Here is a 25,316-nt window from a genome sequence, read left to right on the forward strand (position 1 = left end):
GTGATGAACCGACCGTCGATCCGATCAACGGCAAGCTGATCGGCTGCGCTTGTTTCCTTCTATCGGCGAAGCGTATCCAGCAAATAATTCCACTTGGACACGATCGCCACGTTATCGATGGCGATTTTGGCGATCAAATTCTGATAGTAGCCTGTCGGCATGGCGGCAAGAATACTGCCCGCGCGCTGGACCATGGTCCACTTGTGAAATAACGCTTGTTTCAATCCGGCTTCATACGAGGAGACGTCCGTATACACCGTTATCGGCGCGGTTACCTGAACATCCCTGCCCGTAAAGGCCGTGTATATTTCGCGCAGCGTAATCAGATGCTTGCGTTCGTCATCCCGGATGGAGGCAAGCACGCTGCGCGCTTCCTCGGAAGGCGCCAGTTCGATAAGCCGTTGAAAGAACGACTCGGCATTGCTTTCCGCATTCGCCGTCATCTGAATGGCTTGGAGCGACTCCTGCAGCGCGGCATAAGGAAGCGGCGCTCCTGTTTGGCGATAACCCCAGCGGGCATGGTCATAATGGCTATAATACAAATGGACTTCCCCATTTCGTATAGAATCCTTCCACTATATGCCGCCGCCCAGTCAGAGGGTGCTATGACCAAAGAAAAAACAGCCGATCCGGCTGGATCGGCTGTTAAAGGAACCGTACCTGCGACAATCCCCTTCTCATTCACGCAGGATCTAACCCTTAGATTGCATCACCTTTATGCCCGCCAAAAACGTATCAACGATCAGGTTGAACGTGACGTCCAGATCGAGCGGCATCCCGAAGCCTCCCTGCTTCTCCAAATGAGCAAACCCGTGCAGAAAGCTGCGCAAGCCGCGCACGGCGTGAATGGCCGCATCTCCCCGTAGTCCATACACTTCCAGCGCATTCACGGCCATATCCACTACGCCTCCGGCCGCTTCCTGCAGCCGGTTGTCGTCCTGGTCGACGGCACGCTGCACCGCTTCATAGAGACCGGGATGTGCGCGGGCGAAGTCAAGATATGCATAGCTGAACGCCCGAATGGCCTCGTCGCCCGACTTGCCGGCCAGCGCGCTCGCGAACCGTTCCGACATCTTCGCCATCCCGGATAGCGCCAGCTGGCGTCTCAAATCCGGCAGCCCATTGACGTGATTATAGAGCGACGGAGAACGAATCTGCAGCTTCTGCGCGAGCGAGGCCAGCGTGACGGCTTCGAGACCTTGCTCGTCCGCGATTTCGGTTGCGGCGCGGATGACCGCCGGCAAATCAAGACCGATGCGCGGCATCTTGGTTGCTCCCTTCTTCCGCGTTGGCATGCAGCCGGCGCTCGGCGGTTTCGATCGCGCGGGCAATCTGGGCTTTCGGGTTATCGACCATGAGGCCGTGCCCCACGCCAAGAAGCGAGGGATTCAACTCGCATAATTTGCGCGCGGTCGCGAGCGACGCTACCTTGTTCCACGTCGCCATGGCCGGGAAGGGGAATAACGGACGCAGTTGGCCGGCTACCGCCATGCCGCCTCGCGTCTGAAGCGCGTCGCCCGCGAGCAGAGCCCGGTTGCGCGTATCCAGAAACGCCATATGCCCGGGCGTATGGCCAGGCGCGGAGATGGCAAGCAAGGAGCCCACCCGGTCGCCGTCTTGCAGCAGGACGTCCGCCTTCGTCTTGATCTTGCCGGCTTTCGGCACATCCCCTCGAATCGGATCTTGCGGTTCGTGCGCGTAGAGGGACCGGTCGCCGGCCAACAGCCGGGCGTCGCGAGCCGAGACGAATACGGGCACCTGCGGCAACGCCGCCTTGAGCGCATCGAGCGCGCCAATATGGTCGCCGTGCGCATGCGTCAACGCGATCCGCGTAATCGGCTTGCCAATTCGCGCCGCGGCTTGAAGGATGCCCTTCGCGCTGTAGGGCAAACCGGCGTCGATCACGGTCAAGCCGTCCTCCTCCTCGACTAAATAAGCGTTCACCGGGAAGAAGCGCGGTAAAAATGTCAGTTGAAAGACGGAACGTTTATGAATAATTCGCAATCGGATCACTCCTTATTTTCGAAAACTAATGCCATTAGTTTTATATTAACTAATGGCATTAGTTTTTGCAAGGAGGATTTTGGTCATCCGCTGCCTCGAACGGGGGACGCATCGAAATTCGGACGCGTTCATGAAACCACATGACGTAACGTCGTATGCAATCGCTTTTTTTATGAGAAAAACCCCAGACTTGTTGGGTCTGAGGCTTGTCGATCGCCTTTCTTATTCACCGTCTTCCTTGAACGCGTATTGTTCGTCGCTTACCTGCTCCAACCATTCAACGGCCTTGCCGTCCAGACGTTCTTGAATGGCGATATGGGTCATCGCCGTGGTCGGCGAAGCGCCATGCCAATGCTTCTCCCCTGGCGGGAACCAGATGACGTCGCCGGGACGAATCTCCTCGATCGCGCCTCCCCAGCGCTGCACTCGTCCCAGGCCAGACGTGACGATCAGCGTCTGACCGAGCGGATGCGTATGCCAGGCCGTGCGCGCGCCAGGCTCGAACGTCACGCTTGCTCCTTGCGCCCGCGCCGGATCGGCGGCTTCGAACAGCGGGTCGATGCGCACCGCGCCGGTAAAATAGTCTGACGGCCCTTTGCCCGATGCTCTCGTCCCCACTCGATTGATTTCCATTCTATATCCCTCCAATTATGAGCAGTCGTCAACTCGCGTTCATTATCCTATAAACAAGCACGCCGGTTCAATCGTTAAAGTGACGCGATCTGTCCTTGATGGTAGGGACGTCTTAGGATGATCGCGACGACGCTTAATAGCGCCAATAGCATGCCGCCGAAAACCACGTACGGCGTCCCGATCCCGGTTATAAATAAACCGCAGACGGCCGTGCCGACGGTCGTCCCCAAGTTCGCGGCCGTTAGAAACAACCCATTGGCGAACTCGGGGGCTTCCGGCGCCGCGGACGTGATCCAATATTGATTGATGTTGCCTCCAATCCCCGCCACGATTCCCCAAAGCAAGAGGACGACGAACATAGGAACGCCGAGATGACCCACCCCTAACATCGCGACGTACACCGCGACGAGCGCATAAGGGAAAGACGCTACCAATTTGAACGCATGTTTCGTAAGCAGCTTGCCGGCCGCGATGTTCCCGATAATATTGGCCGTGCCATATACGAATAAGAGAAAGCTGATCGCATCCCAACTCATGTTCGTCACGGTCTCCATATACTCGGAAAGGTAACTATACACGCCGAAGACGGCTCCGTTCATCAAGATGACGGCAGCGATGGACAGCCAGGTAACCGATCTTTTCAATACGGTTAGCTGCGCGCCATACGAAAGCTTATCGGCCACCGGCATGGACGGTATGAAGAACAGCGTGGCCACCAATACGACGGCATTCACGGCTGCGAAGAACAGCATGGCCATGCTTAACGAAGCTGTGTTCGCGATGAGGCTCGTGATCGGCACGCCAAGCACCATCCCCGCGGAGACGCCGATGAATATGCTGGATACCGCTTTGGGGGCATCTTCCTTGCCGACCGACGATGCGGCCACCGTAAAAGCCAAGGACACATAGACCGGATGGAAGAGTGCCGGGATTACGCGCGCAGCTAATAAAAGGGTGAAACTGGTCGTGACCGCGGACACCACGTTGCCCGCGATAAAAACGGCAAGCACGAGCAGCAGGGTCGTTCTGCGATTCATGCGCGAGAACAATAACGGCATGACAGGACCGGATACGGCAATGGCAAGCGCGAATAGGCTGACCACCAGCCCCGCCTGGGCTATATTCACCTGATAATGCTCGGCGATTAACGGCAATATCCCGATAACGCCCATCTCGGTATTCAAGATGCTAAAGACGCCCAGCGATAAAATAATGAGTCGTACTGAATTGGGTTTTACTCTCAATGGGGATCATCCTCACGTCGATTTCCTGCATGTTGAATGAAAGAGGCACACCTGTTAGGCGTGCCCCGTCAAATTGTGCAAGGTTAACCTGTTATTCTTGCCCCATCGTGCTAATGTCGATGACGAACCGATATCGGACATCCGAAGCCAGCACGCGTGCCCAAGCTTCATCGATCTGGTTCGCGGCGATCACTTCGATCTCGGGCGCAATGTGGTGTTCGGCGCAAAAATCCAGCATCTCCTGCGTCTCGCGAATGCCGCCGATGGACGACCCGGCGAACGAGCGGCGATGAGGGATCAACGAGAACACGTGGACCGGCAGCGGCTCCGACGGAGCGCCGACGTTGACGAGCGTGCCATCCACCGCCAGCAGCGAAAGATAGGCGTTAATGTCGATCTCCGCGCTCACCGTATTCACAATCAGATCGAACGATGCAGCCAGCTCCTTGAACGTCTCCGGATCGCTCGTCGCATAATAATGATCCGCGCCCAGCTTCAGCCCATCCTCTTTCTTCTTCAGCGATTGCGATAACACCGTCACTTCTGCTCCCATGGCGTGAGCGAGCTTCACGGCCATATGGCCAAGCCCGCCAAGTCCCACGACGGCGATCTTATTGCCGGGAGCGGCTCCCCAATGACGCAGCGGCGAATATGTCGTAATGCCAGCGCACAAGAGCGGAGCAGCTGCATCCAGCTCCAAACCGTCGGGTATGCGGACCACAAAGTCTTCCGTGACGACGATGTGCGTGGAATAGCCGCCCTGCGTGTACTGTCCGTAACGGTCGACAGACCCGTAGGTTCCCGTCATGCCATGCAGGCAATACTGCTCCTCGCCCTTGTGACAGTTGGCGCACTCCCTGCAGGAGTCGACCATGCACCCGACGCCTACCCGGTCGCCGACGGCATATTTGGTCACTTCCGGGCCGACCTCGGCGACGATGCCGGCAATCTCATGTCCGGGCACGAACGGATATTGGACCGGCCCCCATTCGCCGCGAGCGGAATGGATGTCCGAGTGGCAAATGCCGGCGTATTTGATTTCGATCAGGACATCGTGCGGCTGAAGCTCCCGACGTTCTATGGTGGTTAGGTTGAATGGACCTTCTTGATTAAATACGGCGCGTGCTTGAGCGTTTATCATCGTGAAACCTCCTGGAAAGTGGGATATGGGGTCGTGTACATGTACCCATAAATAAACAAAATGAATTGTTTAATCAACTCATGTCTAATATTATGAATATAGACGCGTTCCTTCAATGGTTAATCCGACGCGGATTGTTGATATCTCAACACAGCCGTTCAAAATGTTCATTATCTTGAGAAGCCAGGTGAAACGATCGATGCCCAAAGTAGACCGTCGAATACTCAAAACGCAAGAAGCCATGAAAAAAGCGGTGATCGAGCTGATGACCGAAAAAAACTTCGACCACATCACCATTCAGGATATCGCCGATCGGGCGAACATTAACCGCGGTACCATTTATCTTCATTATCAGGACAAATACGATCTGTTGGATAAACTCATCGCGTCCCACTTTGATGAATTGGAAGCCATGGACAAGTGGGCATGCGAGATGGATTGGATCGACGCGCTCGTGCCCTATTTCGAATATTTCGAGAACCATTACCTGTTTTTCTCGGCGATGCTGGCCAGCAATGACGCGAAGAGCGCTCCTTCTTCCTTTCGAACCCGGCTGCTGGCGAATTTCATGGCCGGCTTCGAAGGCGAGATCGACAGAGAAAGCGGCAAGAACGCGGAATTAAGCGATGATGTGATCCTGCAATATGCGGGGACCGCTTATGTGGGGCTCATTGAATGGTGGATCCGCAACGGCATGCCCTACCCGCCTCGGGATATGGCGAAGCAGGCGGGCATCTTATTGGGAAGAAGCTTATAAATTATCGAGCGCGATCGCGGTCAGCAAATGAACACGCAGAGCCAGCAAAAAAGCGGCGTCCCCCAGGGATGCCGCTTTTTTGTTCCGCATGTTCGTTGCGGATATTTCGAATGTCGTTCAAACATTACGCGTTGCTTAATTTTTCCGTGCCTGTCCTGCGTTCCTTCGCATACTCCGCGGTTGCCGTGAACAGCACGTCGGAGGAGGAGTTCAGCGCGGTCTCGAACGAGTCCTGCAGCACGCCGATAATGAAGCCGACGCCGACCACCTGGACGGCAATTTCGTTCGGGATGCCGAACAAGCTGCACGCCAGCGGGATGAGCAGCAGCGAACCGCCCGCGACGCCAGAGGCGCCGGCAGCCGCAACGGCGGAGAGAACACTGAGCAGAAGCGCCATGCCAAAATCCACCTCGATGCCGAGCGTATGGACCGTCGCCAAGGTCAAGACCGAAATCGTAACCGCCGCGCCCGCCATGTTGATCGTCGCGCCGAGCGGAATGGAGACCGAATAGGTATCCGGGTTCAAGCCGAGCTTCTCGCACAACCGCATGTTGATCGGAATATTGGCTGCGGAGCTGCGCGTGAAGAACGCCGTGATACCGCTCTCCCTAAGGCAGCTGAACACGAGCGGATACGGATTACGGCGAATATTCACGTACACGATCAGCGGGTTGACGACAAGGGCGATGAACAGCATGCACCCGATCAGGACGAGGAGCAGCTTCCCGTAATCCAGCAAGGAAGCCAAGCCGTTCGCTGTAATCGAATCGAATACAAGGCCCAAGATGCCAATCGGCGCCAGATTAATGACCCACTTCACGATTTGGGACACGGCATCCGAGAGGTTGACCAGCACGGTCTTCGTGCTGTCGTGTGCGTTCTTCAGCGCGAGGCCGAGCAGAATCGCCCACGCCAGAATGCCGATATAATTGCCATTCATGAGCGCGTGCACCGGATTATCGACGACATTCAACAGCAGCGCCTTAAGCACGTCGACGATGCCTTCCGGCGGCGACAGATCCTGGGATCCCGTAACAAGCGATAGGGTAACCGGGAATATAAAGCTCGCGATCACCGCGATCAGACCGGCAAGAAACGTGCTGATCCCATACAGTACGAGGATGGAGCCCATATTCGTCTGTTGGCCCTTCTTGTGCTGCGAGATGGCCGCCATGACGATCAGCAGGACCAGCACCGGCGCGACCGCCTTCAAGGCAGATACGAACAGGGAGCCGAGCAGGCTGATTCCGGTTGCTTGAGGGAGCGCTAACGCAAGGAGAATACCTGCGAGCATGCCCGCGAGTATACGCTTTACGAGGCTGATTTGATTCCATTTGAGTACGAGTGCTTTCATGAAGTCCCTCCAGCAAATATTTGGAATTATACATACGATCATACATTATATGGAATAATTCCGTGTCGTATAAACGTAATTTTATCATGAAACCAGATTGTTGTGTATATGTGCCTATGATGATGATATCTATCTTTTACTACAAGTATCTATTAAAGATAAAAAGCTTTTAGCGAGGCTGCCCAATGGCTGAATCCCGCACGAGACAGGACTTCACGGCCGCCCTGCATTATTTTTTCAGACTTCATCGCAAGCTTTCGTCATTTTTATAGACGAAATGGACAAAGCGGTTCAAAAAATAGAATTAGGGGGTTTATGCGCAACCCACCTATTCCGTTCTCCTGTTCGTCGGTGCTTCCTCCCTTATTACCCCCAGAATTCGTCCCCAATCCACCACATGATGTCTGCAATATTTACAATAGAGGAAATAACGCGTCCCTAATCGGTCCTATCTGTCTGTTTTTATCACATCGATCCGTAAAAAATAACAGCCGGTTGGCTGCTGACGTAGAAAATGGCGGCTCTTCCGTTCCTCTGGCAGTCGCGCTCTGCGCGGACGTAACGAAAAGCCGAGTTAGAACCAACGCCAAAAAAGCCCCTTAAATTGGGGGCTAAGCGTGAACTTGCTTGTCGGCTCGTGCGAAGCGGGAAATGAGAAACTCCTCCAGATAAAACTCCCCTCCCGCCCTGAGAACAACGTTCTCGGTTTGAAGCAGCCGTATCGCGCGCTGGCAAGCCGTCTTAAACTGTCGGAGCGTGAAGCATGCTTTGACCGCCCTGTAGAACTGATAAGGACGCGCAAGCGCATAGTCCGTCTCCTCGCCGGCGACGAAGGCGTAAACGCCCGTGCTTTGCGCAACTTCGATAAAGCGTTGGAAGGTGCGGTCCTCCAATTCCTTCTCCAGAACGAGCACGGGATCGACGCTGAACAGCTCGCGGCTATCGAACAACTCGCGAAGCCGTTTGGCCGCGAAACGCAGCACCTTCATCCCTCGGTTATGCATCAATTGAGCCAGCCGGAGGAAGGTTTGTCCATTGTCGAGCTGCTCGAGATCGCCGATCCGGAATGCATGGAGCAGCATGCGCAGCCGCCCGACCGTCCTGCTATACGGCACTTTCGCCTTGGGGACCGACCGATAATGACGATTCGCTTCATGACGAACGTGATAGACCGGATTGGGCACGCAGCACAAAGACCACCGTCCCGACGTGTCTTTGGATACGGCTGTCTTCGTAAATAAAGGCTGTCCCGGCTGCGGCTCCAAGGCTGCTAGCGATTGAAGCGTCTCGCGAATCTGGGCAGGGCGGTTCTTGTGGGTCAGCGTGTAGATCCACGATCCATCGCCAAGAAACTCCTTGAATTCGGTGTTCATTTTGTCGCCATTGCGGCTGATGATGTAGAGATACAGCTTCTGGGCGGACAACGGCAGGTCCGTGAACGCTTTCGTGAAGACGACCGGACTGAACAGTACGAATCGGCCTGTCCGACGCTTGTATGCTTCCAACCGCCATTCGGAGATGATGCCATTCCTGTTGGTCGAGAGCAGACCCAGGTCGATGAACTTTCGAATCTCGGCATAGAACTGCTCTTTAGAGCCCGCATCCTCATACTCATCGTTCATGAGCTGATACAGCTGATGCGTAGACACGCCGGTTAGCGCCCCTTCGGTATTGAAGCGACGGGAAATGGTCATCAGGAGGCGGATCGACATCTCCGTCACATGGTATTTTCGCATCGGGTGGCTATTGCGGCGGAACAGCATCACTTCGTCCTGGTCGTACGAACGTTCAATTTGGAGCAGATCATGCAGGAAGGAATAATCGACCGACACCGGATACGTCGCATCGAAGTTTCGGTTGTTCAATTTCATATATTGGAACGCATGTGATCCTTTATACGGCTTCGCCATCCAGATCGGCCTCCTTCCTCATCTATTCATAGGAATGTCATGTGCAGCGTATTTACTCCCGTTCCTTGGCGCGTTATAATAAGGAAACAGCCGATAAAGGCAAAACTAAAGCAGACCTTTTCTGCGACATTTTTTCGCGAAAAAGGACTTTGCAGCAATTATCAGCCGATTCCCTGTTACCAGCAGGTGATCAGCGCACGCTCGTCATCGCCTCGCTACCACACGAAGCGTTGACGGCACAGGATTCCATCGTGAACCTACCATCAAACGCAAGAAGTAAAGTTTACCAGACCTTACTTCTCCTAACCCCCGTTACCAGCGGGGGTTTTTTTCTATCCATACAAGCATGTCTAAGTCTCACGCCTATACATGCCTGTATTTCTCTCGCTGAATGCTGCATTCCCGGTCTTGCGACCGTGAACGCAAACCAATCAGCTTGGGCTGAATGCTGCATTCCCGGTCTTGACCGTGAACGCAAACCAATCAGCTTGGGCTGAATGCTGCATTCCCGGTCTTGACCGTGAACGCAAACCAATCAGCTTGGGCTGAATGCTGCATTCCCGGTCTTGACCATGAACGCAAACCAATCAGCTTGGGCTGAATGCTGCATTCCCGGTCTTGACCGTGAACGCAAACCAATCAGCCCTTATTACATAAATCTCCTAGTTTCGACAATACCACTGGGGTTGGGATATGGTCAAACGTACTACAGGGGAGTTTTGGCACGTAATTTTAGGGGAGTTTTGAGACGTACTACAGGGGAGTTTCGTACTTCAGGGGAGTTTTGACACGTACTTCAGAGGAGTTTCGTACTTCAAGGGAGCTTCATGACGTACTTCAAAGGAGCTTTGACACGTACTTCAGGGGAGTTTCGTACTTTAGGGGAGTCTCGGCACGTACTTCAGAGGAGCTTCGTACTTCAGGGGAGTTTTGGCACGTACTTCAGGGGAGTCTCGTTGGAGAAGAAAATTTTTGAAAAACGGATGAAATACGTACTTCAGGGGAGTTTCGAGACGTACTTTAGGGGAGTTATTAAAAAAAAACACGCGCTACCCTAGTAAGGTAGGCGTGTTGAATTGCAGCTGATTGTCCATCGAATCCGCTTGCAGCAGCCAATCGCTCGGAATGAACCGCACTTGCACCGGAACGCGACGTTCTTTTCGCACAATATCGAAGCTTTGAATGACGTCGAACGATTGCAGCTCCTCGAAAGCACGCTGCATATGCGAGTACGCTTTCGACTTCTCGCTCGAATGAAGACCTAGGTGCGGAAGCAGCTGCTCCACGTCGAGCATCAGCTCGCCATCCTTCGCTTTGTTGACCAAGATCAGGTACAGCGCGCGCGAAGTCGGCGAGGCCAAATCGTTAAACAGCGAGATGCTGATCGGCACGACGTTCCCGATCAATAAGTTCTTGTGGAGGTTGTTGCTGAGCATAACGGACACCGTATTCGTGGTCCGGTCGATCTCCATATCCTGAAACGGGTTATGAATCTTCGTTCTCATCCGTTTTTTGGCTTCCGCATCAAAAAATTCTTCCATCACGATGGACGTTTGGCCCAGGTTCGACAAGCTGTCGAACAGGTTATTATACTCGCCGCCGATCGCCTCCACCTGAACGCATTTCAGTAATTCGTTGAACGTAAATTCGAAGCTTTGATTTTTCCCCTTTTGCTCCCATAGCTTGAATATGCCCAGCATGTTGCGCGCGTCCGTCGGAAGCAGCAGCTTGCCGTTGCTGTTGTTATAATGCATGTTGCGGAAACCCGTCTTATTTACCTCTAAGCTCCCGTCTTTCTTCCGCTGCTTCTGCAAGGTCTCCTCGTTCGGGCTGCTCGACGAGATGAACGGATGGTCGATGAAATTCCGCTCCATATTGTGGCTGAGCTGCCGGTTTTGTTTTTGCTTGATTTGAATGGCCTTCTCGAGGATTAAAATTTGATGCTGCAGCAGCTGAATCTCTTCGGTTACTTCTTCGTTCTGATTGTCCTTCAGCGCAATTTCCGTATACCGCGTAATGAGTGGAACCGAGATCCGTTTGAGCTCCGAGATGCTTTTATATAATAGCGGCTTGGTGAACCCTTCCGCTTCTAGTTCGATCTGCCCTTTGATCATCGCTTCGTCTTTGGAGTATTTCGCTAGATCCTTACGGCTTTTCACGAGAATTTGAGCATTCTTCTCAAGGTTGTTCAGAATCGATTTGCTCAAGTGCCTGCCACCTGCTTTCATGGTCGTTCTTCCTTTATTGTAGTCGCTAATCTAGCACATGACAATCGGCATGGCCCGATAAACCAAGAAGCCGCGCTCCCCCACAAATTTGAACTAGTATTGCACAAGATCCTGCGAGAAAACAGGCTTGAACCTCGCTATACTGAAGTTGCTTAGGTACGCCATATGCCAAAATAGGAGTGATAATCAAGATGACGAATCAATTGCGCATCGGTACGCTGGTAGGCGGCGGCGACGCTGTTCGCGTCATTCCCCAGATCGCGTCTCATGGCTTCGAATCCTTCAGCTTAACCTTCTGGCAGACGACCGGCACGACCGATCTCGTCGAGACCGCCAAGCGAATTCGCGAGCTTCAAGATGAATACGGTTTCATCATCTCGACGCTCGGCATTTTCGGCAATCCGCTGACGGGCGCCGGCGATAATGCGGATACACGGGCGAGCTGGGAGCGTCTGATCGACCATGCGCATCTGTTCGGCACCGATATCGTCTCCGGATTCACGGGACGGCTGACGGGCGAATCGATCGAAGCCTCGATCCCGCAGTATGCGAAGGTGTTCGGCGAACTGTCGAGAAGAGCGGCCGACCAAGGCGTCCGCATCGCCTTCGAGAACTGCGACATGGGCGGAACGTGGGAATCCGGCGATTGGAACATCGCCCATAACCCGACGGCGTGGGAAATGATGTTCGGCGCTATCCCGTCGGACAATATCGGCTTGCAGTGGGAGCCTTGTCATCAGATGGTGTCCTTGATCGATCCGATCCCGCAGCTTCGCAAATGGGTGCATAAAGTATTCCACGTCCATGGCAAGGACGCGACGATCGCTTGGGATATCGTGAAGGAGTACGGGATCCATGGGCCCAAACCGTTCGTATGGCATCGGACGCCAGGCTTCGGGGACACGAATTGGACCGACATCATTACGATCCTCAGACAGGCGAATTATCAAGGGACAATCGATATCGAAGGCTGGCATGACCCGGTCTATCGCGGCGAATTGGAGATGACCGGCCAAGTGCATGCGCTCAACTATTTGAAGCAGTGCCGAGGCGGGAGCTTCGTACCGAACCCGGCGTAATGGATCTAAGAGGAGGACGAACAACGATGACGGCAACCTATAATGTAGTGGTAGCCGGCTGCGGCGGCATGTCGAATATCTGGATCGATTATGCGCTGCAGCGGCCGGATACCGAGATCGTCGCGCTGGTGGATATTAAGGAAGAGTTCGCGATCGCCAAGCGAGAGAGCAAAGGTCTTGCCTGCCCCGTCTTCACCGATCTTGCGCAAGCGATCGAGCAAACCGGCGCGAATTTGGTATTCGACGTCACCATTCCGGCCAGCCACTATGAGATTAGCAGCACGGCGCTCCGAATGGGGTGCCATGTATTCGGGGAGAAGCCGCTGGCGGAGACGATGGCGGCATGCAACGAGATCGTGCAGATCTCGGAGCAGACGGGCAAGGCTCATGCCGTCATGCAGAACCGCCGTTACGACCCGCGTATCCGTTCGCTGCGCGAGCTGATCGCATCCGGAACGATCGGCAAGCCCGGATTCGCGGGGGCAGACTTCTTCATCGGGGCGCATTTCGGCGGCTTCCGCGATGCGATGGCAAGCCCCCTCCTGCTCGATATGGCGATTCATACATTCGACCAAGCGCGGCTGATCCTGAATGCGGATCCGGTATCCGTCTATTGCCAGGAGTTTAACCCTCCCGGCTCCTGGTATGCAGGCCATGCGGCGGCTGTCTGCATTTTCGAAATGTCCGACGGTTCGATCTTCAATTATCGCGGTTCTTGGTGCGCGGAAGGTGCGCCGACTTCATGGGAAGCCCAATGGCGCATCACCGGGGAGATTGGAACGGCGATCTGGGACGGTCATGGCGCGCCTTATGCCGAAGTTGTCGCGGACAAGGATCAAGCCGGGAAGTTCATGAAGGAAACGATCCGCGTGGAAGGAAGCGCCGAAGGTACGCAGCAGCTGCGTTACGGCCATCACGGCTGTCTCGACGAAATGTTCGCCTCGTTGGAAGAAGGACGTCCGGCAGAGACGGACAGCCGGGATAACCGGTACAGCATGGCGATGGTGCTGGCTTCGCTCGAGAGTGCGAGCACGGGAAGGAAAGTAAGCATCCAGGAATTTATGGAGCAATAGCTTCTACTAATAAGGGGTTTGGCTTGGAGTAAATCCGAAGCCAGACCCCTTATTCACTTTCGCCTCACGGAAAAGACGAAAAAACGTTGAAAAAACTAATTAATCCGGGTATAATACTTGGTATATTAAAAATGCCAATCGTTAAGGGGGACAGATGTCAATGACAACGCGGAATAATTGGGAACAGGCCTGGGTGGATGACTATCTGGATCTCTTGAATATGGCGAAACGGCTTCAAGATCAAGAGTGGGAGCAGGAACTGCTGCAGACCCTTCGGGAATATAAGCGCCATTCGGCCATGGAGATTCATTATCGAATGACCCAGGGTCTGTGGCGCAGATTCGATGAGATTAACCGGCGCATGCTGGAGCTGTACGAGAAGCTGAAGGCGAACCAGGACCAGACGGAGAACGAGCAGATTCAGGAGCAAGTATGGGATCTGAAGATTGAGCGCATTGATGTGATGCGGCGCATTCACGGTTGAGAGGTGTATCTTCACAATAAAAAAAGGCATGCGGTCAACCGCTCTGCCTAGAATCATGCAATGATAAAATTGTGTTCTCCGTGGCATACAGCGGTCTGTTCTGCCCTGGCAGAAGAAGCGAATTACTTGGCTACCTGCTCCATATTGCGCATGGCTTCCATCATCGAGGTCATCATTTCATCGCATTGCTGCATTTTCATCATCATGGCTTTCATGTCCATGCTGTCGGTCATGTTCATCTCGCTCATGGTGTTCATCATCGTTTTCATACAGGTCATCTTGCTCATCATGTCTTCCATACACATCGTCATCATCATGTTCATGCACATCGATTCCATTTTCTCCATGTTCGTTTCCTCCTCGGATTTGTCCCATTTCATACTTGGAATAGATTTAGCATACAGAAGACTGTTCTGCGCAACTTCCTCTATTAAATTACTACAGGGTTTACCATTGTTCAAGCTTTTTCCTGAAACTTTTCTGAAAAAATGGATATTTTTTCAATTCTGAGTAAGGCGATTTATCGCATCGGATTGAAAAAAGAGTACAAGTAGACGGGAAATGCCCTCTTTTGTACTCTTTTTTGTATGTTCTAATCGGAGTCACCCCAACCTCGCCGAATGACTGCGAATGAGGATTATAACCCCTTATAGTAAGTTTTCTAGTACGCGCTTGGCATATTCCCAATTGCTCAGGTTGCGGGCGTATGTATCCTTCCCCTTCGATGTTATCCTAAAATACTTGCGCCGTCCGCCCTGTGATTCGTCGCCCCAGTACCACTCGATGTCGCCGTCCGCTTCAAGCCGGCGGAAGCTGGAGTACATCGTCGCTTCCTTCAATTCATACTCGCCGCCCGAACGCTCGGCGATCAGCTTCGTTATTTCGTAGCCGTATCGATCCGCTTCGGACAAGAGCCGTAAAATCATCGTGTCCGTATGGCCGCGCAACAGGTCGGATGTGATTTTGTTCTCGCTCATGCTGCTCACCTCCCTGTCCGTATCATACGCCATACTACTGTTACCGTCGATGTAGTATTTTGGATTTATGAGGTTACCGAGTTGTCCGAAGCCGCCAGGCGATTGGCACTGCCGCGGTTTGGGTCCGAACTGCTGGATAGCGAGTGGTCCGCATATATCTGCGATTGAAAGGGTCGTATCGCTGCATCGCGTCCCATGCCAACTAGACCAAGAGCTCGCCAGCGAGCTCTTGGTCTTCATCGTAGACGGTCGCCTCATTCCGAAGGCAGATCAATTCCGATTCCGCGCACCCCCGCCTTGCGCAGGAAGTAAGCGGCAATCCCGATATCGAAGGCCGCGAGCCCCATTGGGCTAAAAAACACGGCGTCTTCCGGCCCGTAGTCTGCGAGCTTGCCCCGGCATACGACGTCGGCGATCGTCAGCGCATCCGACTGCTTCAGGCCATGGTCGAGATGAAGCCGTTCAATATCGGTATTCTCCCGGCATACCTCATGCCAATCATCGACAACGACGGCGCGTACGGCGCGCACGCTCTCCGGCAGGTAATCCCGCAGCGAGATATTCAGGAGCAGCTTCCCGTCGGCTGGCGCTTCATCGATGTAGCGCTCTTTAGCCACCGTGGTCGTCATGAACACATCCGATTCCCGGAATGGCGCACGCCAACCATCGTTGACTTCGATGAAGGGCCGCAGTGCGGAATCGATCGTATCCGGGTCGACCCCATTCAGGTCGAACACCGTGATGCGCTCGAGCGCCGGGCCCAGCACGTCCTTGGCCATTGCCGCGTGCAGCCGGCCGATCGGACCCCAGCCCACAATGCCGACCTTTCGAGCAGCTGCTGCTCCCCGAACCGCCATGTATTGCCGTATCATCAACCCGCTGACTGCAGCCGTGCGCAAGCCGCTGAGCAGGCCGCCCTCGAAGCAGGCCGCCGGCTTGCCCGTCACCGGATCGTTCAAGATGACGACGCAATGCGCCCGAGGCAGCCCGTGCCGATGGTTCCCCGGGAAGCTGGCGATCCATTTGATCCCCGACATGACGACCCCGCCGCCGACGTAAGCCGGCATCGCGATGATCCGGTTAGCCGGATCGCCGAACCGCAAATACGGCTTGAGCGGCTGCGCATAATCCCCAGCGTCGATCGTTCGGACGACTTGCTCGATCACGGTTATCAGCTCGTGCCAATCGATCCCCAGCTCCCGAATATGCGCATCGTTCACATATCGCATGGTCGAACACCTGCAGTCGGCTCAGACGGGCCCGCGACTAATTCCTTCTCCACCCATTCGTCATCGTAGACGGTCGATAAATACCGTTCGCCGCTATCCGGAAGAATCGCCGCGCAGACCGAGCCGGGCGGAATCGAATCGGCCAGCTTGCGAATGGCCGCCACGACGCCGCCGGAGGAGCCGCCGGCCAAGATCGCCTCGGCGCGGACGAGTTCCCTGCAGCCCTGCATGCATTCCAGGTCTGTGACCGCCACGACTTGATCGGCCATATCCGGCCGATATTGACCCGGGACGATGCCCGCCCCTAGCCCCGGCAACCGCCGTTTCCCTTTCTCCCCGCCGAAAATAACGCTTCCAACCGCATCCACCGCCACGATCTTCGTCTTCAGCCCCTTCTCCCGGACATACTCCATGCAGCCGCGAACCGTGCCGCAGGAGCTAACGCCGCAAAACAAATAATCGAGGCGTTCCAAGGCTGTCGCGATTTCCTTCATGGTCGTGTTGGCATGCGCCCGGTAGTTGTCCGGGTTCGCATACTGATTCGTCCAGTAACTTCCGGGTATTTGGGCAAGCAGCTCGTTCACTCTTCGGATGCGCGCTGGCAGGAACTCCCCCGTGTCGGGATCCGGTTCCGTGACGAGATCGATCTCGCCGTGATAGCTGCGAATAATTGCCTTATGCTGATCAGTCGTGCGCGGATCGACGACGCAGATGAAACGCAAGCCGAGATAGCCGCAAATTTGCGCCAGGCTAATGCCCAAATTGCCGGAACTCGATTCGATCACCACTGACTTCGAATTAATATCGCCTCGCCGAATCGCCTCTTGAATCATGTAGAGAGCCGGCCTGGCTTTCACGCTTCCGCCCGGATTCATGAATTCAAGCTTGGCGTAAACCTGGAAAGGCAGTCCGCCGTACAAGCGGCGAAGCGGCATTAACGGGGTGTTGCCTACGTATTGAAAGATGCCCTCCGCTGTATTCATCCCGACACTCCCCTATGCCTTATGGATCTTCTTTCCTTTGATCGCTTGACGATGGACCGCATCATCGAAGACGCCCGTGATGACACGGATTTCCTGCAGCATTCCGCCTTGGATCATGACGCCGATCTCGGGGATGCTCCCCGCGATGTCCCGCTTGATCGCCTCCAGCACGTCCGGCGCAATCGTTTCGCCCAAAATATGCACCGTCAGCGCATTGTCCTTCGCCACCACCCGAATAGCGGCATCGCGAACGTGGCGGTAGACGGCCTCCTCGATATCGTAAACGCTGATTTTCTCCCCATGCTTCAGCTCGTGACCGACGCGTCTCGCAAGGCTCTTGAAGCTCGCCCTGGTTTCGCCGTTCACGACGATGGGTTCGAAATCGCGGACGACGTCATAGGTCACGAAACGAATGGCCGGAAACAAGTCGCGTACGGTAGAGGTCAAGACAAGGATTCGCTCGTCAGGTCCGAGCTCGGTCGCACCGATGCCCGCTTCCTCCGCCCGCAAGCCTTCCGCGATCAGCCCTTCCGTCAAGACGTATCTGCCGAGCGCATGATCGTAGCGCGCAATCGTCCCGATCTCAATGGAGCCATACGTATCCGTCATTGCGTCCGGATGTAGGCCCAGGCGCTCGGCCGCGCGCTGCTGCCAGGAAGGCGGAGCCGCTTCGCCGACGAGGATGACTTTACGAATCCCATAACGACCGGGGTCCGGCGAAGCCATCAAAATCCGGTCTAGTATGGAGGGCATCGTGTACAGCACCTCGGGGCGGAACGCGGCAAGCCGTTCCACATGCTGCTCGATCGGCAGCTGAAACGGGATCGACTCCACCTCCATGCCGAGCTGTCTGAACACGGCCTCCGCCGTCGCGGCCGCATGACCCGTCCCCATGTCCGCCATCGCCCTGGTCAGGTTCGAATCCGCGAGAATCGTGCGAACGACGTTTAATTTGATCGCCAAATACCGTTCTTCATCTTCGGCAGAATAATAGATGCTTTTTCTGCGTCCCGAGCTCGTGCCGCTCGTCTTATAGCAATAGATATCCGTGCGTCCGGCGAACGGCTCATTGGCGGCATAATAGTAGCGCTCCAGCACCTCCGCGGTCATAAGCGGCAGCTCCTCCAGCCTGCGCGAAAAGAGGAATTCGCCGTTGTCCGCCGGCGGAGCGATCAGTGATTCATACCAGGGAAACAGAAGCCTGGTTTGACGAAGCTTTTCTACCAATTCTTGATCAGCGTCCATAGGAAGCCCCCGTTCTCAGCCGTTCGTTCACTCTATGAGCTTCAACCGCGCACGGTTCATGAAACGGGCGTCCGTAACGGTTTCTTGGTCTGGGCGGACAACGATTCACCCCGGATGCGCCGCGCTCGTAAACTATGGGGGCAGTGAAAGTTGGGATTTACGGAAGAGGAGCGGTGGCCATGAAACCTAGACGAACGAAGCTGATCAGCAAGCTCGTAAAAACCACCATTATACGGAAAGACCGCGAACTGGCAAGGTACGTTCCAAGGACGGTTCCGATGTCGAGGAAGAGTCTCTCCGGCATGCTCGAGCAATACGGCATGGTTTATATCAAACCGACCATTGGCGCGCTAGGCATCGGGGTCATGCGGGTTGAACGGATCCGCGGCGAGGAATACCGTTATCAAGACGGCAAGGCGAAGCATGTCTTCTCTTCCTTCGCGTCCATGTACGCCTCCATTCGCCGCCGGGTCGGAGCCAAACCTTATCTTGTTCAACGAGGCATCGATATGCTGAGGCACCTCGGGCGTCCGTTTGATTTTCGCGTCATGGTACAGCGTAACCCGCGCGGCCAGTGGGAATGCACCGGCACCGTCGCACGGCTTGCTCACCCGAAGAAGATCGTTACGAACGGCAGTCAGGGCGGAACGATCTATCCGTCCGTACAGCTGCTCCAGCGCGCGTCGGGTACCCGAAAGGCGCACCGGCTCATCCGGAAGATGGAGGTCATCTCCCTCCAAACCGCGCGGCTGCTCAGCCAGTCGGATCCCGCTCTTCACGTGTTCGGACTGGATATTGCGGTCGACCGGAAGCATCGGCCCTGGATGCTGGAGGTCAACACCAATCCCGATCCTTGCCCGTTCACGAAGGTACCGGACGCCTCCATGCTCCGCAAAATTTTACGGTACGCCAAGGCGCACGGACAAACGTACGACTTGCATTGCATGAAAGCCCGTAGGGCACCGTCGCCTTAGCATGGTTAGAAAAACAGCATAAGCCCGTCGCGATCTTTCGTCCTCGCGATGGGCTTATGCTGTCTTCATGACTCCATGCTAAAAATTCACAGCTAAAAATTCACACGCACGCTCATCGGCTTCCGCGAGCTTCCCCCGGCCAGCGTACCTGCCTTATGGCGGGTCGAGCCGTCGTGCTTCACCACGAAAACCTCGTTGCCGATCGAATAGCTAACATATTCGCCGACCGTCTTCACATTCGCGATGCGCACCCATCCATAATCGAAATCCAGCGCCGCCGACGCCAGCTGCCGCTTCGCGCCCGTTACCGGATCCACTTGAATGAGCGATTGGCTCGAACCTATGGGCTGCTGATTCTCCGTGGTGACGAAGATGCGGCCGTTATCTCCCGCGAAGATGCCGATTCCCGGACTTGCCAGCTTGAGCACCCCTTGCTGGCGATAGCCGTCCAGCGACATTTTCCGCAGCGATTGCGTGGTGCCGTCGATAAAATAGATTTCGTCCTGGACCGGGATGGCGTGCGCCACATCGGCTTCCCGGGATAGCTTCGTTCTCTGGGTTCCGTCCACCGACATCCGATAGAGCGCTTGGCGGTTATTCTCGTAATGGGTATAGTAAAGCCAATTGCCCGCGCCGAATTTCAGAAAGGCATCGTTGCCGGAAAGCTTCGTCTTCTTGCCGTCTTGAAGCTTGTAAATCGCATACCCTTCATCGTCGTAATCTGTAAACCAGACTACGCCGCCCCGGATGTAAACCGCCTCCTCATGCAGCCGGCCTTTCCCGAGGACTTTGCGGTTTGCGCCATCGTCGCCCTTGATCCGAACGATGCTGCCCTTCGCGTTATAATACTGGTCGCCATCTTGCGCCAGGATGAATTCCATTTGGGCCTCCGAGTCAAACTGGAGCTTCTTCGCGATCTCGCCGTCAGCCGTTACTTTGTATATGCGCTCGTAATTAGCCGAGAAATTGTTCTCCGAAACGTAGAAATGCTCGCCATCCCCGTCGGCGGCATGATGAAGCCCGGGTCCAATCGAGCCGCCAAAGGAGCGCTGCGCGCTAGTTCCGTCCCCATACACGTAGATGAGGTCCTCTCCGCCGCTGAAGACGACGCGCGGCTTCAGCACGTTCGCAAGCTCGGCCAGCTCATTCTCGGAAATCATGATCGGCTCTTGGCTGATGACGATGATCCCGCTCTTGTAATAAAGCTGCTGCCGCAGCACATCCTCCACCACATGCCGAAGCGGCAGAAACGTGACGCCATTCCGCGTCTGGCTGGGCGCATTCATCGTGATCGTCCGGTCATTGATGCGAAGCGCGCGTTCGCCGACCCGCATCGTGGCGGTATCGGTGCCGGCTTGCAGCTTGATTTCTCGAGTCTGGGGTGCCCATGTTAGCTTCGCGCCCAACTTCTCGGATACGAAACGCAGCGGGACGAGCGTCGTCCCTTGATCCACGAATGGCGCCGCGTCTTGGCCGCTGTCCCCGATTCGGCCTAGCGTGCCGTTCACGTATACTTTCGAGCTGCCTACGCTAAGTATGATTGCCTCGTCCAGTTGGGGGGCCAACGTTTCGGCTGCCGCGGCAGGATGCGGGGAACCGACACTGCTTGTCAGCAGTGCGGCCGTCAAGAGCAATTTCTTTATCACGATTGAACCTCCTAATATGTGGATGCTATGACTGGAGAAATAGTAGCACGGATTGAGTAAGGTGGCAAATCGATCAGCCGGCCGCTCATTCGGAACAACAGTCTTCGCATCCGCGAAAAAAAATGCCCCGGATCGCTCCGGGGCACCGCTGTATTACCTTTCTGTATACCACTGCGTCAGAATTTCGCCCGCGCGCTTGCCGTATACGTCAAAGCCGCGATTCGTCTTCGCTTCCGCAAGCGGGTACAGGTTCACGCTCCAGTCCCACCAGAAGAACCCGCCGAACCAGGGCTGATCCCAGAATACCTGCATGACGGAGCTATAGAAGTTAGCCTGCTCCTCCTCGGAGAACGGCAGATCCCGGCGCGTGAAATCCCAGGGCATCGTGGCGCAGCCATGCGCGCTGCGACAACCGATCTCCATGAAGACGACCGGCTTGTTGAATCTCCGATGCAGCCGTTCCATCTTGTCTCGGACCGGGAGCCAATTGGCGATCATGTTCTCTTCCGTATCGCCCGGCACGCTGCCGACCGGATAATACGCGCTCGTGCCGATGACGTCGACCAGATCGAACCACGCCACGCCTTCTTCGCTGCCATGGTTGGCATTATAGATCAGCGGGCCCGAGTACACCTCTCTTACGCGGGCGATCGTCTTCGTCCATCTGGCCGTCTGCGACTCGGTCTTGACCATCTCGCAGCCGACGCAGAACATCTCGCAGCCCAGCTCCTCCGCCAGCTCCGCGTAATGGACTAGAAAATTCGTGTACGATTCGAACCAGCGATCCCAGTAGGAGGGACTCCCGTTATCCTCCTCCGGAAACCCGATATGGGCACGCCAGAGGCCGTCCTTCGAATTGACGACCGGCTTCAGGCAAATTTTCAGCCCGTTCTTCCTTGCTTCGCGCACGGCGGCTTCGATATCGCGGTCCGTTACGGTATAGCCGTAATCGAACGGAATCTGCGTCGCATGCACCGTATCCTGCCACGTCCAAAACGACAGCGCGATCCATTCGCTTCCGGTTTCGCGCAGCTTGCGCATGGAGTCCGCCGCGGCTTCCGTCCGGTAGTCCCCGCGCTTTGCGCTCCAGCCCCATGTCATGCCTTTGATGAATAATCGCTCCATGCCGTCCCTCGTTTCTATGATGCTGCAGCCGCGTTCGGCCTTTCACCCTTCGAATTCCGTTCTATTGACGTTCAAGCGCCCTGCGGATGCTCGTCTCGAGCGGCGAATACTCCGCCTCGTCCTCCCGCTTCAGATTCAGCCGCTCGATGACCGGCGTCGTGCGGTTGCACATGAACCGGGGAACGCCGATCATGTTCTGGGAGGACGAATGGTAGAGGAAAGGATGGCACAGAATCGCGTCGCCTGCCCTGCCCGTCGTCTCCAGCACGCGCAGCGTGAAGCCGTCCGCATCGATATAGTCCTCGTTCATGAACGTATCGATCCGCGCTTGGGCGATCTTCTCCGCGGACATCCCATCCGGCGTCCCGGTTCCTGGAATCGGGGCGTCCTCGATCGCGGCGGCCGCCTCGTCCTTCCGCGCATCCGCGCCGGTCAGCTCGCGCAAATACGGATGCTGGCGATTGAGCTTGCCGATCGCTTCCCCGATCTCCAATCCGTCCGGGTAGCCTTCCAGGAATCGGGCGACCACCTTGTGCGAGCCTTCCACGATGAACGTGCCGCCGCCTTGATGCCCGACGTCGGAGAACAGGCACAGACAGAGCAACCCCTGCTCCGGGCTGTCGACGAAATGCTTGAAGTGGATGCCGTCCCAATGCCAGCCGCGCAGCGGAACGGTCCACGGCTTATCCGCGTCCAGGGAGAAGTTGACGGGCCACCAACCGAACCCGCTCAGCTTCTCCGTCTCGCCGTACACGGTACGGTTCGCCCAACGTCCATGGCCGATCAGATCCTCGATGGCGTCGCCGAGCCGCTCGGTGTTGCAGCGGGCGAAGGCCGGCGTCATGAACACCTCGTTAATCTGCACCAAGGGCTCCGTCCAGGTCGCGCGGTCGTCCTTGCGCACTGCGCTGCGCTTCTCTACCTCCGTCCACAGGAAATCCTGCGCCTCCAGCGCGTCTTGGCGGGCGTAAGCGCCTTCCAATTTGACCCAGCCCTTCTCAATGAAATGCTCGACCTGCTCTTCCGTCAGCACTTTATATGTCATGGACCGTTTCCTCCGTTAGATGAAGTATTTGCCTTAGAACCCTGCTTCCCTGCCTCGCCGCCCACTCCAGCATTCGCTGCTGCGCGCCGTTTAGCTTATCGAATAAGTGGTTAGATCGGGCAATTCGTCCCGCGTCACCGTGAGCGGATGCGCGTAATACTTGAGCAGCATCGCCCGCTCCGTGTACTGCTCGCCGACGTCCCATGCCCCGCTTGCGTCTTGGCTGCATACGAAGCCGCCGTACCAGGTACAGTTCCACAGCCACGGCGCTCCCTCGTCGGCCATGCGATCGGGATCCGGCAGCGGTCCATTCTCCGACAAGGCGATCAATTTGTTCGCGGCCGTATAGCCAAGCGCTTGGCGGAACCGTTCGGCGTTGGACACATAGGTTCGCTCCGGCGGATAGATGTCCTCGCCGATGATATCGACAACGTCGTCGCCGGGATACCAGTCGCGGTGCTGGCCGTTCCATACCCAGATCAGGTTGTTCAGTCCGTGCCGATTCGTCAGCCGGTCATACATGATTTTCCACAGCTTGATGCAAGGCTCGGGCCCCTTCGCCCCCCACCAGAACCAACCGCCGGACGCCTCGTGCAGCGGACGCCATAACACGGGGATGCCTTCTTCCTCGAGCCGCTTCAACTGGATGGCGATCGCGTCGATATCGCGCATCAATAGGGCATAGTCTTCGGATGTGTCGTCGTTCATGGCGCCCGCGATGTCGAAGGTCGTGGCCGACGTATAGAAGCCCCGGTGCCATCCGTTATCCGGCGGCTCATCGATCAAATCCTTGGGCGCGTTCCAGTGCCAGCAGAACGTGACGATGCCGCCGCTTCTCCACCAGTCGATCGCAAGCGGCGTATCGGTCGGCACGGAGCCGCGTTCGACGCGGGACGGCGAATCGTTCATGAAGTCGAAGCCGCCGACCGCCGGGTACTTGCCGGTTGCGCGGCGAATCACCTCCATCTCGGGCGTCGAGACGACGCCGACCTGCTGGCCGGTCAGCGTCCGCGTGCCGTAGATGCTGCACAAGTAGGCCATCAGCCGTTTGGCGTTGTCGCTTGCTTTCGGATTAATCAGCTTCGGTTCGACGGCGAATCTCCCTTGCGCATGCTTTCTCATTGCTTATGCCCTCTTCCCTGTTTGGAGTCTTGGCGTGCTGCCTTATCGATTAACCAACGACGCCGGTGCGCTCGACGCTCTCGACGAAGTAACGCTGGACGAACAGGTACAAGACGATGAGCGGCGCGATGGTCAGCAGAATGCCGGTATCGACGATCATCGAGACATGGTTCGGATCCGCCCGCGCCTCCGTCCCTTCGATGCCGAGCAGACGAGGCAGGAATTGATTGACGTCTGCGGGGAACGACGCGATTTTCACCGCCATGAGATTGCTGTCGCTCATGAACAGGGACGTATAGAACGTGTCGTTGTACTGCCAGACGAATGAGAACAGCAGCACCGTAATGATCGGCGGAACCGCGTTCGGCAGCATGATCGCGAAGAAGGTGCGAATGCCCCCTGCCCCGTCGATGAGCGCCGATTCCTCGATTTCCTTCGGCAATCCTCGGAAGAACTGCCGGAAGATATAGATGAACAGCCCCGCTTTCAACCCGATGGCCAATCCCGAAGTAATGAGAGAAGGCCAATACGTGTTCAGCAGATTGACGCCTGCCTTGCCCGTGAACAGCGTGACGAGTCCCAGCACGTCGAATTCCCGGAAGTGCAGGTACATCGGGACCATCAGCGTGCTGGACGGAATCAGAATCGTCAGAATGACGAGCGCGAACAGCACATTGCTGCCCGGAAAGGTAAACCGCGCGAAGCCGTAACCCGCCAAGGCGCAAGAGATGGTGGCGAGCAGCGTCGTCGATACGACGAACAGCAGGGTGTTCTGAAGAAGCGGCCAGTAATCCAGAATCTCCATCGCCAGCCTGATGTTCTCCATCGTATAGTTCACAGGTATCATATAGATCGTAGGGTCGTAAATATCGAGCGGATCTTTGAACGCGACGGAGATTTGCTTCATAATCGGCAGCAGGATGACGAACGATATTCCGAGAATCAAAATGTAGCGAAAGATCGACCACAGCAGCTCGCCGCCTTTGTTTCGCGCACGCTGATACCGCAGCAGGACCGCTTCGTTTTCCGGTATTTTGGCGGACATGCTCTTCCCCCTCTCCGA

24 protein-coding genes are annotated in these 25,316 nt (G+C 55.8%); 5 read left to right on the top strand and 19 right to left on the bottom strand.

The genetic code is table 11. The features are described from left to right. Positions 1-59: 59 nt before the first annotated feature. The 6 genes from ACFSKT_RS06065 to ACFSKT_RS06090 all read right to left on the bottom strand — a co-directional run bounded on the left by ACFSKT_RS06065 (position 60) and on the right by ACFSKT_RS06090 (position 5,022). Positions 60-542 carry a hypothetical protein gene (locus ACFSKT_RS06065; protein WP_377718099.1) on the bottom strand — a complete coding sequence of 161 codons (483 nt, stop codon included), beginning with the start codon at positions 540-542 and terminating at the stop codon, positions 60-62. A gap of 150 nt (positions 543-692) precedes the next feature. Then, positions 693-1,265: a TetR/AcrR family transcriptional regulator gene (locus ACFSKT_RS06070; RefSeq protein ID WP_377718100.1), complete on the bottom strand. Its 573-nt coding sequence runs from the start codon at positions 1,263-1,265 to the stop codon at positions 693-695. Next, complete coding sequence (locus tag ACFSKT_RS06075; RefSeq protein ID WP_377718101.1) at positions 1,246-2,004, bottom strand: MBL fold metallo-hydrolase; 759 nt, start codon at positions 2,002-2,004, stop codon at positions 1,246-1,248. Before ACFSKT_RS06075 ends, ACFSKT_RS06070 begins: the two co-directional genes overlap by 20 nt. A 222-nt stretch (positions 2,005-2,226) precedes the next feature. Continuing rightward, positions 2,227-2,637, bottom strand: a complete 411-nt coding sequence (locus ACFSKT_RS06080) for a (R)-mandelonitrile lyase (protein ID WP_377718102.1) — start codon at positions 2,635-2,637, stop codon at positions 2,227-2,229. A 74-nt stretch (positions 2,638-2,711) separates the two neighbouring features. Beyond that, positions 2,712-3,881: an MFS transporter gene (locus tag ACFSKT_RS06085; RefSeq protein ID WP_377718103.1), complete on the bottom strand. Its 1,170-nt coding sequence runs from the start codon at positions 3,879-3,881 to the stop codon at positions 2,712-2,714. A 91-nt stretch (positions 3,882-3,972) separates the two neighbouring features. After that, positions 3,973-5,022, bottom strand: a complete 1,050-nt coding sequence (locus tag ACFSKT_RS06090; RefSeq protein ID WP_377718104.1) for an NAD(P)-dependent alcohol dehydrogenase — start codon at positions 5,020-5,022, stop codon at positions 3,973-3,975. Positions 5,023-5,221: 199 nt separating this feature from the next. Between ACFSKT_RS06090 and ACFSKT_RS06095 the strand changes: the two genes are divergently transcribed. Next, a complete protein-coding gene (locus ACFSKT_RS06095) occupies positions 5,222-5,779 on the top strand; it encodes a TetR/AcrR family transcriptional regulator (protein WP_377718105.1) in 558 nt (185 codons plus the stop codon). Between the two features lie 124 nt (positions 5,780-5,903). Here ACFSKT_RS06095 and sstT read toward each other — a convergent pair whose 3' ends face one another. From sstT to ACFSKT_RS06110, 3 genes are all read right to left on the bottom strand, one after another. Then, complete coding sequence (sstT, locus tag ACFSKT_RS06100; protein ID WP_377718106.1) at positions 5,904-7,133, bottom strand: serine/threonine transporter SstT; 1,230 nt, start codon at positions 7,131-7,133, stop codon at positions 5,904-5,906. Positions 7,134-7,744: 611 nt separating this feature from the next. Further along, entirely contained in the window at positions 7,745-9,043 is a 1,299-nt protein-coding gene (locus tag ACFSKT_RS06105; RefSeq protein WP_377718107.1) for a hypothetical protein, read from the bottom strand. A 1,049-nt stretch (positions 9,044-10,092) separates the two neighbouring features. Beyond that, positions 10,093-11,250: a replication initiator protein A gene (locus ACFSKT_RS06110; RefSeq protein ID WP_377718108.1), complete on the bottom strand. Its 1,158-nt coding sequence runs from the start codon at positions 11,248-11,250 to the stop codon at positions 10,093-10,095. Positions 11,251-11,462: 212 nt separating this feature from the next. Between ACFSKT_RS06110 and ACFSKT_RS06115 the strand changes: the two genes are divergently transcribed. The 3 genes from ACFSKT_RS06115 to ACFSKT_RS06125 all read left to right on the top strand — a co-directional run bounded on the left by ACFSKT_RS06115 (position 11,463) and on the right by ACFSKT_RS06125 (position 13,907). Next, positions 11,463-12,350 carry a sugar phosphate isomerase/epimerase family protein gene (locus tag ACFSKT_RS06115; protein ID WP_377718109.1) on the top strand — a complete coding sequence of 296 codons (888 nt, stop codon included), beginning with the start codon at positions 11,463-11,465 and terminating at the stop codon, positions 12,348-12,350. Between the two features lie 26 nt (positions 12,351-12,376). Then, positions 12,377-13,423, top strand: a complete 1,047-nt coding sequence (locus ACFSKT_RS06120; RefSeq protein ID WP_377718110.1) for a Gfo/Idh/MocA family protein — start codon at positions 12,377-12,379, stop codon at positions 13,421-13,423. Between the two features lie 160 nt (positions 13,424-13,583). After that, positions 13,584-13,907, top strand: coding sequence for a hypothetical protein (locus tag ACFSKT_RS06125; protein WP_377718111.1), 324 nt, complete (start codon positions 13,584-13,586; stop codon positions 13,905-13,907). A 122-nt stretch (positions 13,908-14,029) separates the two neighbouring features. On the opposite strand, the gene ACFSKT_RS06130 is transcribed toward ACFSKT_RS06125, so the two are convergent. The 5 genes from ACFSKT_RS06130 to ACFSKT_RS06150 form a co-directional block, all read right to left on the bottom strand. After that, entirely contained in the window at positions 14,030-14,254 is a 225-nt protein-coding gene (locus tag ACFSKT_RS06130; protein WP_377718112.1) for a hypothetical protein, read from the bottom strand. A 300-nt stretch (positions 14,255-14,554) separates the two neighbouring features. Then, positions 14,555-14,884: a PadR family transcriptional regulator gene (locus ACFSKT_RS06135; protein WP_377718113.1), complete on the bottom strand. Its 330-nt coding sequence runs from the start codon at positions 14,882-14,884 to the stop codon at positions 14,555-14,557. 254 nt (positions 14,885-15,138) lie between these two features. Next, positions 15,139-16,113, bottom strand: coding sequence for a 2,3-diaminopropionate biosynthesis protein SbnB (locus ACFSKT_RS06140; RefSeq protein WP_377718114.1), 975 nt, complete (start codon positions 16,111-16,113; stop codon positions 15,139-15,141). Continuing rightward, positions 16,101-17,096 carry a 2,3-diaminopropionate biosynthesis protein SbnA gene (sbnA, locus tag ACFSKT_RS06145; protein WP_377718115.1) on the bottom strand — a complete coding sequence of 332 codons (996 nt, stop codon included), beginning with the start codon at positions 17,094-17,096 and terminating at the stop codon, positions 16,101-16,103. The genes ACFSKT_RS06140 and sbnA overlap by 13 nt, the downstream gene beginning before the upstream one ends. A 12-nt stretch (positions 17,097-17,108) precedes the next feature. Beyond that, on the bottom strand, positions 17,109-18,341 hold the full coding sequence (locus ACFSKT_RS06150) for a phenylacetate--CoA ligase family protein (RefSeq protein ID WP_377718116.1): 1,233 nt from the start codon (positions 18,339-18,341) through the stop codon (positions 17,109-17,111). A 179-nt stretch (positions 18,342-18,520) separates the two neighbouring features. On the opposite strand from ACFSKT_RS06150, the gene ACFSKT_RS06155 reads away from it, so the two are divergent. Next, on the top strand, positions 18,521-19,315 hold the full coding sequence (locus ACFSKT_RS06155; RefSeq protein WP_377718117.1) for a YheC/YheD family protein: 795 nt from the start codon (positions 18,521-18,523) through the stop codon (positions 19,313-19,315). Positions 19,316-19,407: 92 nt separating this feature from the next. Here the strand turns inward: ACFSKT_RS06155 and ACFSKT_RS06160 are convergent, their stop codons facing one another. The 5 genes from ACFSKT_RS06160 to ACFSKT_RS06180 all read right to left on the bottom strand — a co-directional run bounded on the left by ACFSKT_RS06160 (position 19,408) and on the right by ACFSKT_RS06180 (position 25,298). Further along, on the bottom strand, positions 19,408-20,961 hold the full coding sequence (locus ACFSKT_RS06160) for a stalk domain-containing protein (protein WP_377718118.1): 1,554 nt from the start codon (positions 20,959-20,961) through the stop codon (positions 19,408-19,410). Between the two features lie 153 nt (positions 20,962-21,114). Then, positions 21,115-22,086, bottom strand: coding sequence for a glycoside hydrolase family 113 (locus tag ACFSKT_RS06165; RefSeq protein WP_377718119.1), 972 nt, complete (start codon positions 22,084-22,086; stop codon positions 21,115-21,117). 61 nt (positions 22,087-22,147) lie between these two features. Further along, entirely contained in the window at positions 22,148-23,131 is a 984-nt protein-coding gene (locus tag ACFSKT_RS06170; protein WP_377718120.1) for a phytanoyl-CoA dioxygenase family protein, read from the bottom strand. A gap of 90 nt (positions 23,132-23,221) precedes the next feature. Beyond that, entirely contained in the window at positions 23,222-24,253 is a 1,032-nt protein-coding gene (locus tag ACFSKT_RS06175) for a glycosyl hydrolase (RefSeq protein WP_377718121.1), read from the bottom strand. Between the two features lie 49 nt (positions 24,254-24,302). Beyond that, positions 24,303-25,298 carry a carbohydrate ABC transporter permease gene (locus tag ACFSKT_RS06180; protein ID WP_377718122.1) on the bottom strand — a complete coding sequence of 332 codons (996 nt, stop codon included), beginning with the start codon at positions 25,296-25,298 and terminating at the stop codon, positions 24,303-24,305. Positions 25,299-25,316: the final 18 nt, after the last annotated feature.

It is taken from the genome of Paenibacillus xanthanilyticus (assembly GCF_042682185.1).
Classification (GTDB): domain Bacteria; phylum Bacillota; class Bacilli; order Paenibacillales; family Paenibacillaceae; genus Paenibacillus_Z; species Paenibacillus_Z xanthanilyticus.

What these genes read in the sequence shown, in the direction of transcription:
- sstT (WP_377718106.1), bottom strand. Translation starts at nt 7,133, where the DNA reads ATGAAAGCACTCGTACTCAAATGGAATCAAATCAGCCTCGTAAAGCGT.
- ACFSKT_RS06180 (WP_377718122.1), bottom strand. Translation starts at nt 25,298, where the DNA reads ATGTCCGCCAAAATACCGGAAAACGAAGCGGTCCTGCTGCGGTATCAG.
- sbnA (WP_377718115.1), bottom strand. Translation starts at nt 17,096, where the DNA reads ATGAATACAGCGGAGGGCATCTTTCAATACGTAGGCAACACCCCGTTA.
- ACFSKT_RS06105 (WP_377718107.1), bottom strand. Translation starts at nt 9,043, where the DNA reads ATGGCGAAGCCGTATAAAGGATCACATGCGTTCCAATATATGAAATTG.
- ACFSKT_RS06170 (WP_377718120.1), bottom strand. Translation starts at nt 23,131, where the DNA reads ATGACATATAAAGTGCTGACGGAAGAGCAGGTCGAGCATTTCATTGAG.
- ACFSKT_RS06080 (WP_377718102.1), bottom strand. Translation starts at nt 2,637, where the DNA reads ATGGAAATCAATCGAGTGGGGACGAGAGCATCGGGCAAAGGGCCGTCA.
- ACFSKT_RS06135 (WP_377718113.1), bottom strand. Translation starts at nt 14,884, where the DNA reads ATGAGCGAGAACAAAATCACATCCGACCTGTTGCGCGGCCATACGGAC.
- ACFSKT_RS06090 (WP_377718104.1), bottom strand. Translation starts at nt 5,022, where the DNA reads ATGATAAACGCTCAAGCACGCGCCGTATTTAATCAAGAAGGTCCATTC.
- ACFSKT_RS06140 (WP_377718114.1), bottom strand. Translation starts at nt 16,113, where the DNA reads ATGCGATATGTGAACGATGCGCATATTCGGGAGCTGGGGATCGATTGG.
- ACFSKT_RS06155 (WP_377718117.1), top strand. Translation starts at nt 18,521, where the DNA reads ATGAAACCTAGACGAACGAAGCTGATCAGCAAGCTCGTAAAAACCACC.
- ACFSKT_RS06150 (WP_377718116.1), bottom strand. Translation starts at nt 18,341, where the DNA reads ATGGACGCTGATCAAGAATTGGTAGAAAAGCTTCGTCAAACCAGGCTT.
- ACFSKT_RS06115 (WP_377718109.1), top strand. Translation starts at nt 11,463, where the DNA reads ATGACGAATCAATTGCGCATCGGTACGCTGGTAGGCGGCGGCGACGCT.
- ACFSKT_RS06120 (WP_377718110.1), top strand. Translation starts at nt 12,377, where the DNA reads ATGACGGCAACCTATAATGTAGTGGTAGCCGGCTGCGGCGGCATGTCG.
- ACFSKT_RS06130 (WP_377718112.1), bottom strand. Translation starts at nt 14,254, where the DNA reads ATGGAGAAAATGGAATCGATGTGCATGAACATGATGATGACGATGTGT.
- ACFSKT_RS06125 (WP_377718111.1), top strand. Translation starts at nt 13,584, where the DNA reads ATGACAACGCGGAATAATTGGGAACAGGCCTGGGTGGATGACTATCTG.
- ACFSKT_RS06070 (WP_377718100.1), bottom strand. Translation starts at nt 1,265, where the DNA reads ATGCCGCGCATCGGTCTTGATTTGCCGGCGGTCATCCGCGCCGCAACC.
- ACFSKT_RS06165 (WP_377718119.1), bottom strand. Translation starts at nt 22,086, where the DNA reads ATGGAGCGATTATTCATCAAAGGCATGACATGGGGCTGGAGCGCAAAG.
- ACFSKT_RS06175 (WP_377718121.1), bottom strand. Translation starts at nt 24,253, where the DNA reads ATGAGAAAGCATGCGCAAGGGAGATTCGCCGTCGAACCGAAGCTGATT.
- ACFSKT_RS06095 (WP_377718105.1), top strand. Translation starts at nt 5,222, where the DNA reads ATGCCCAAAGTAGACCGTCGAATACTCAAAACGCAAGAAGCCATGAAA.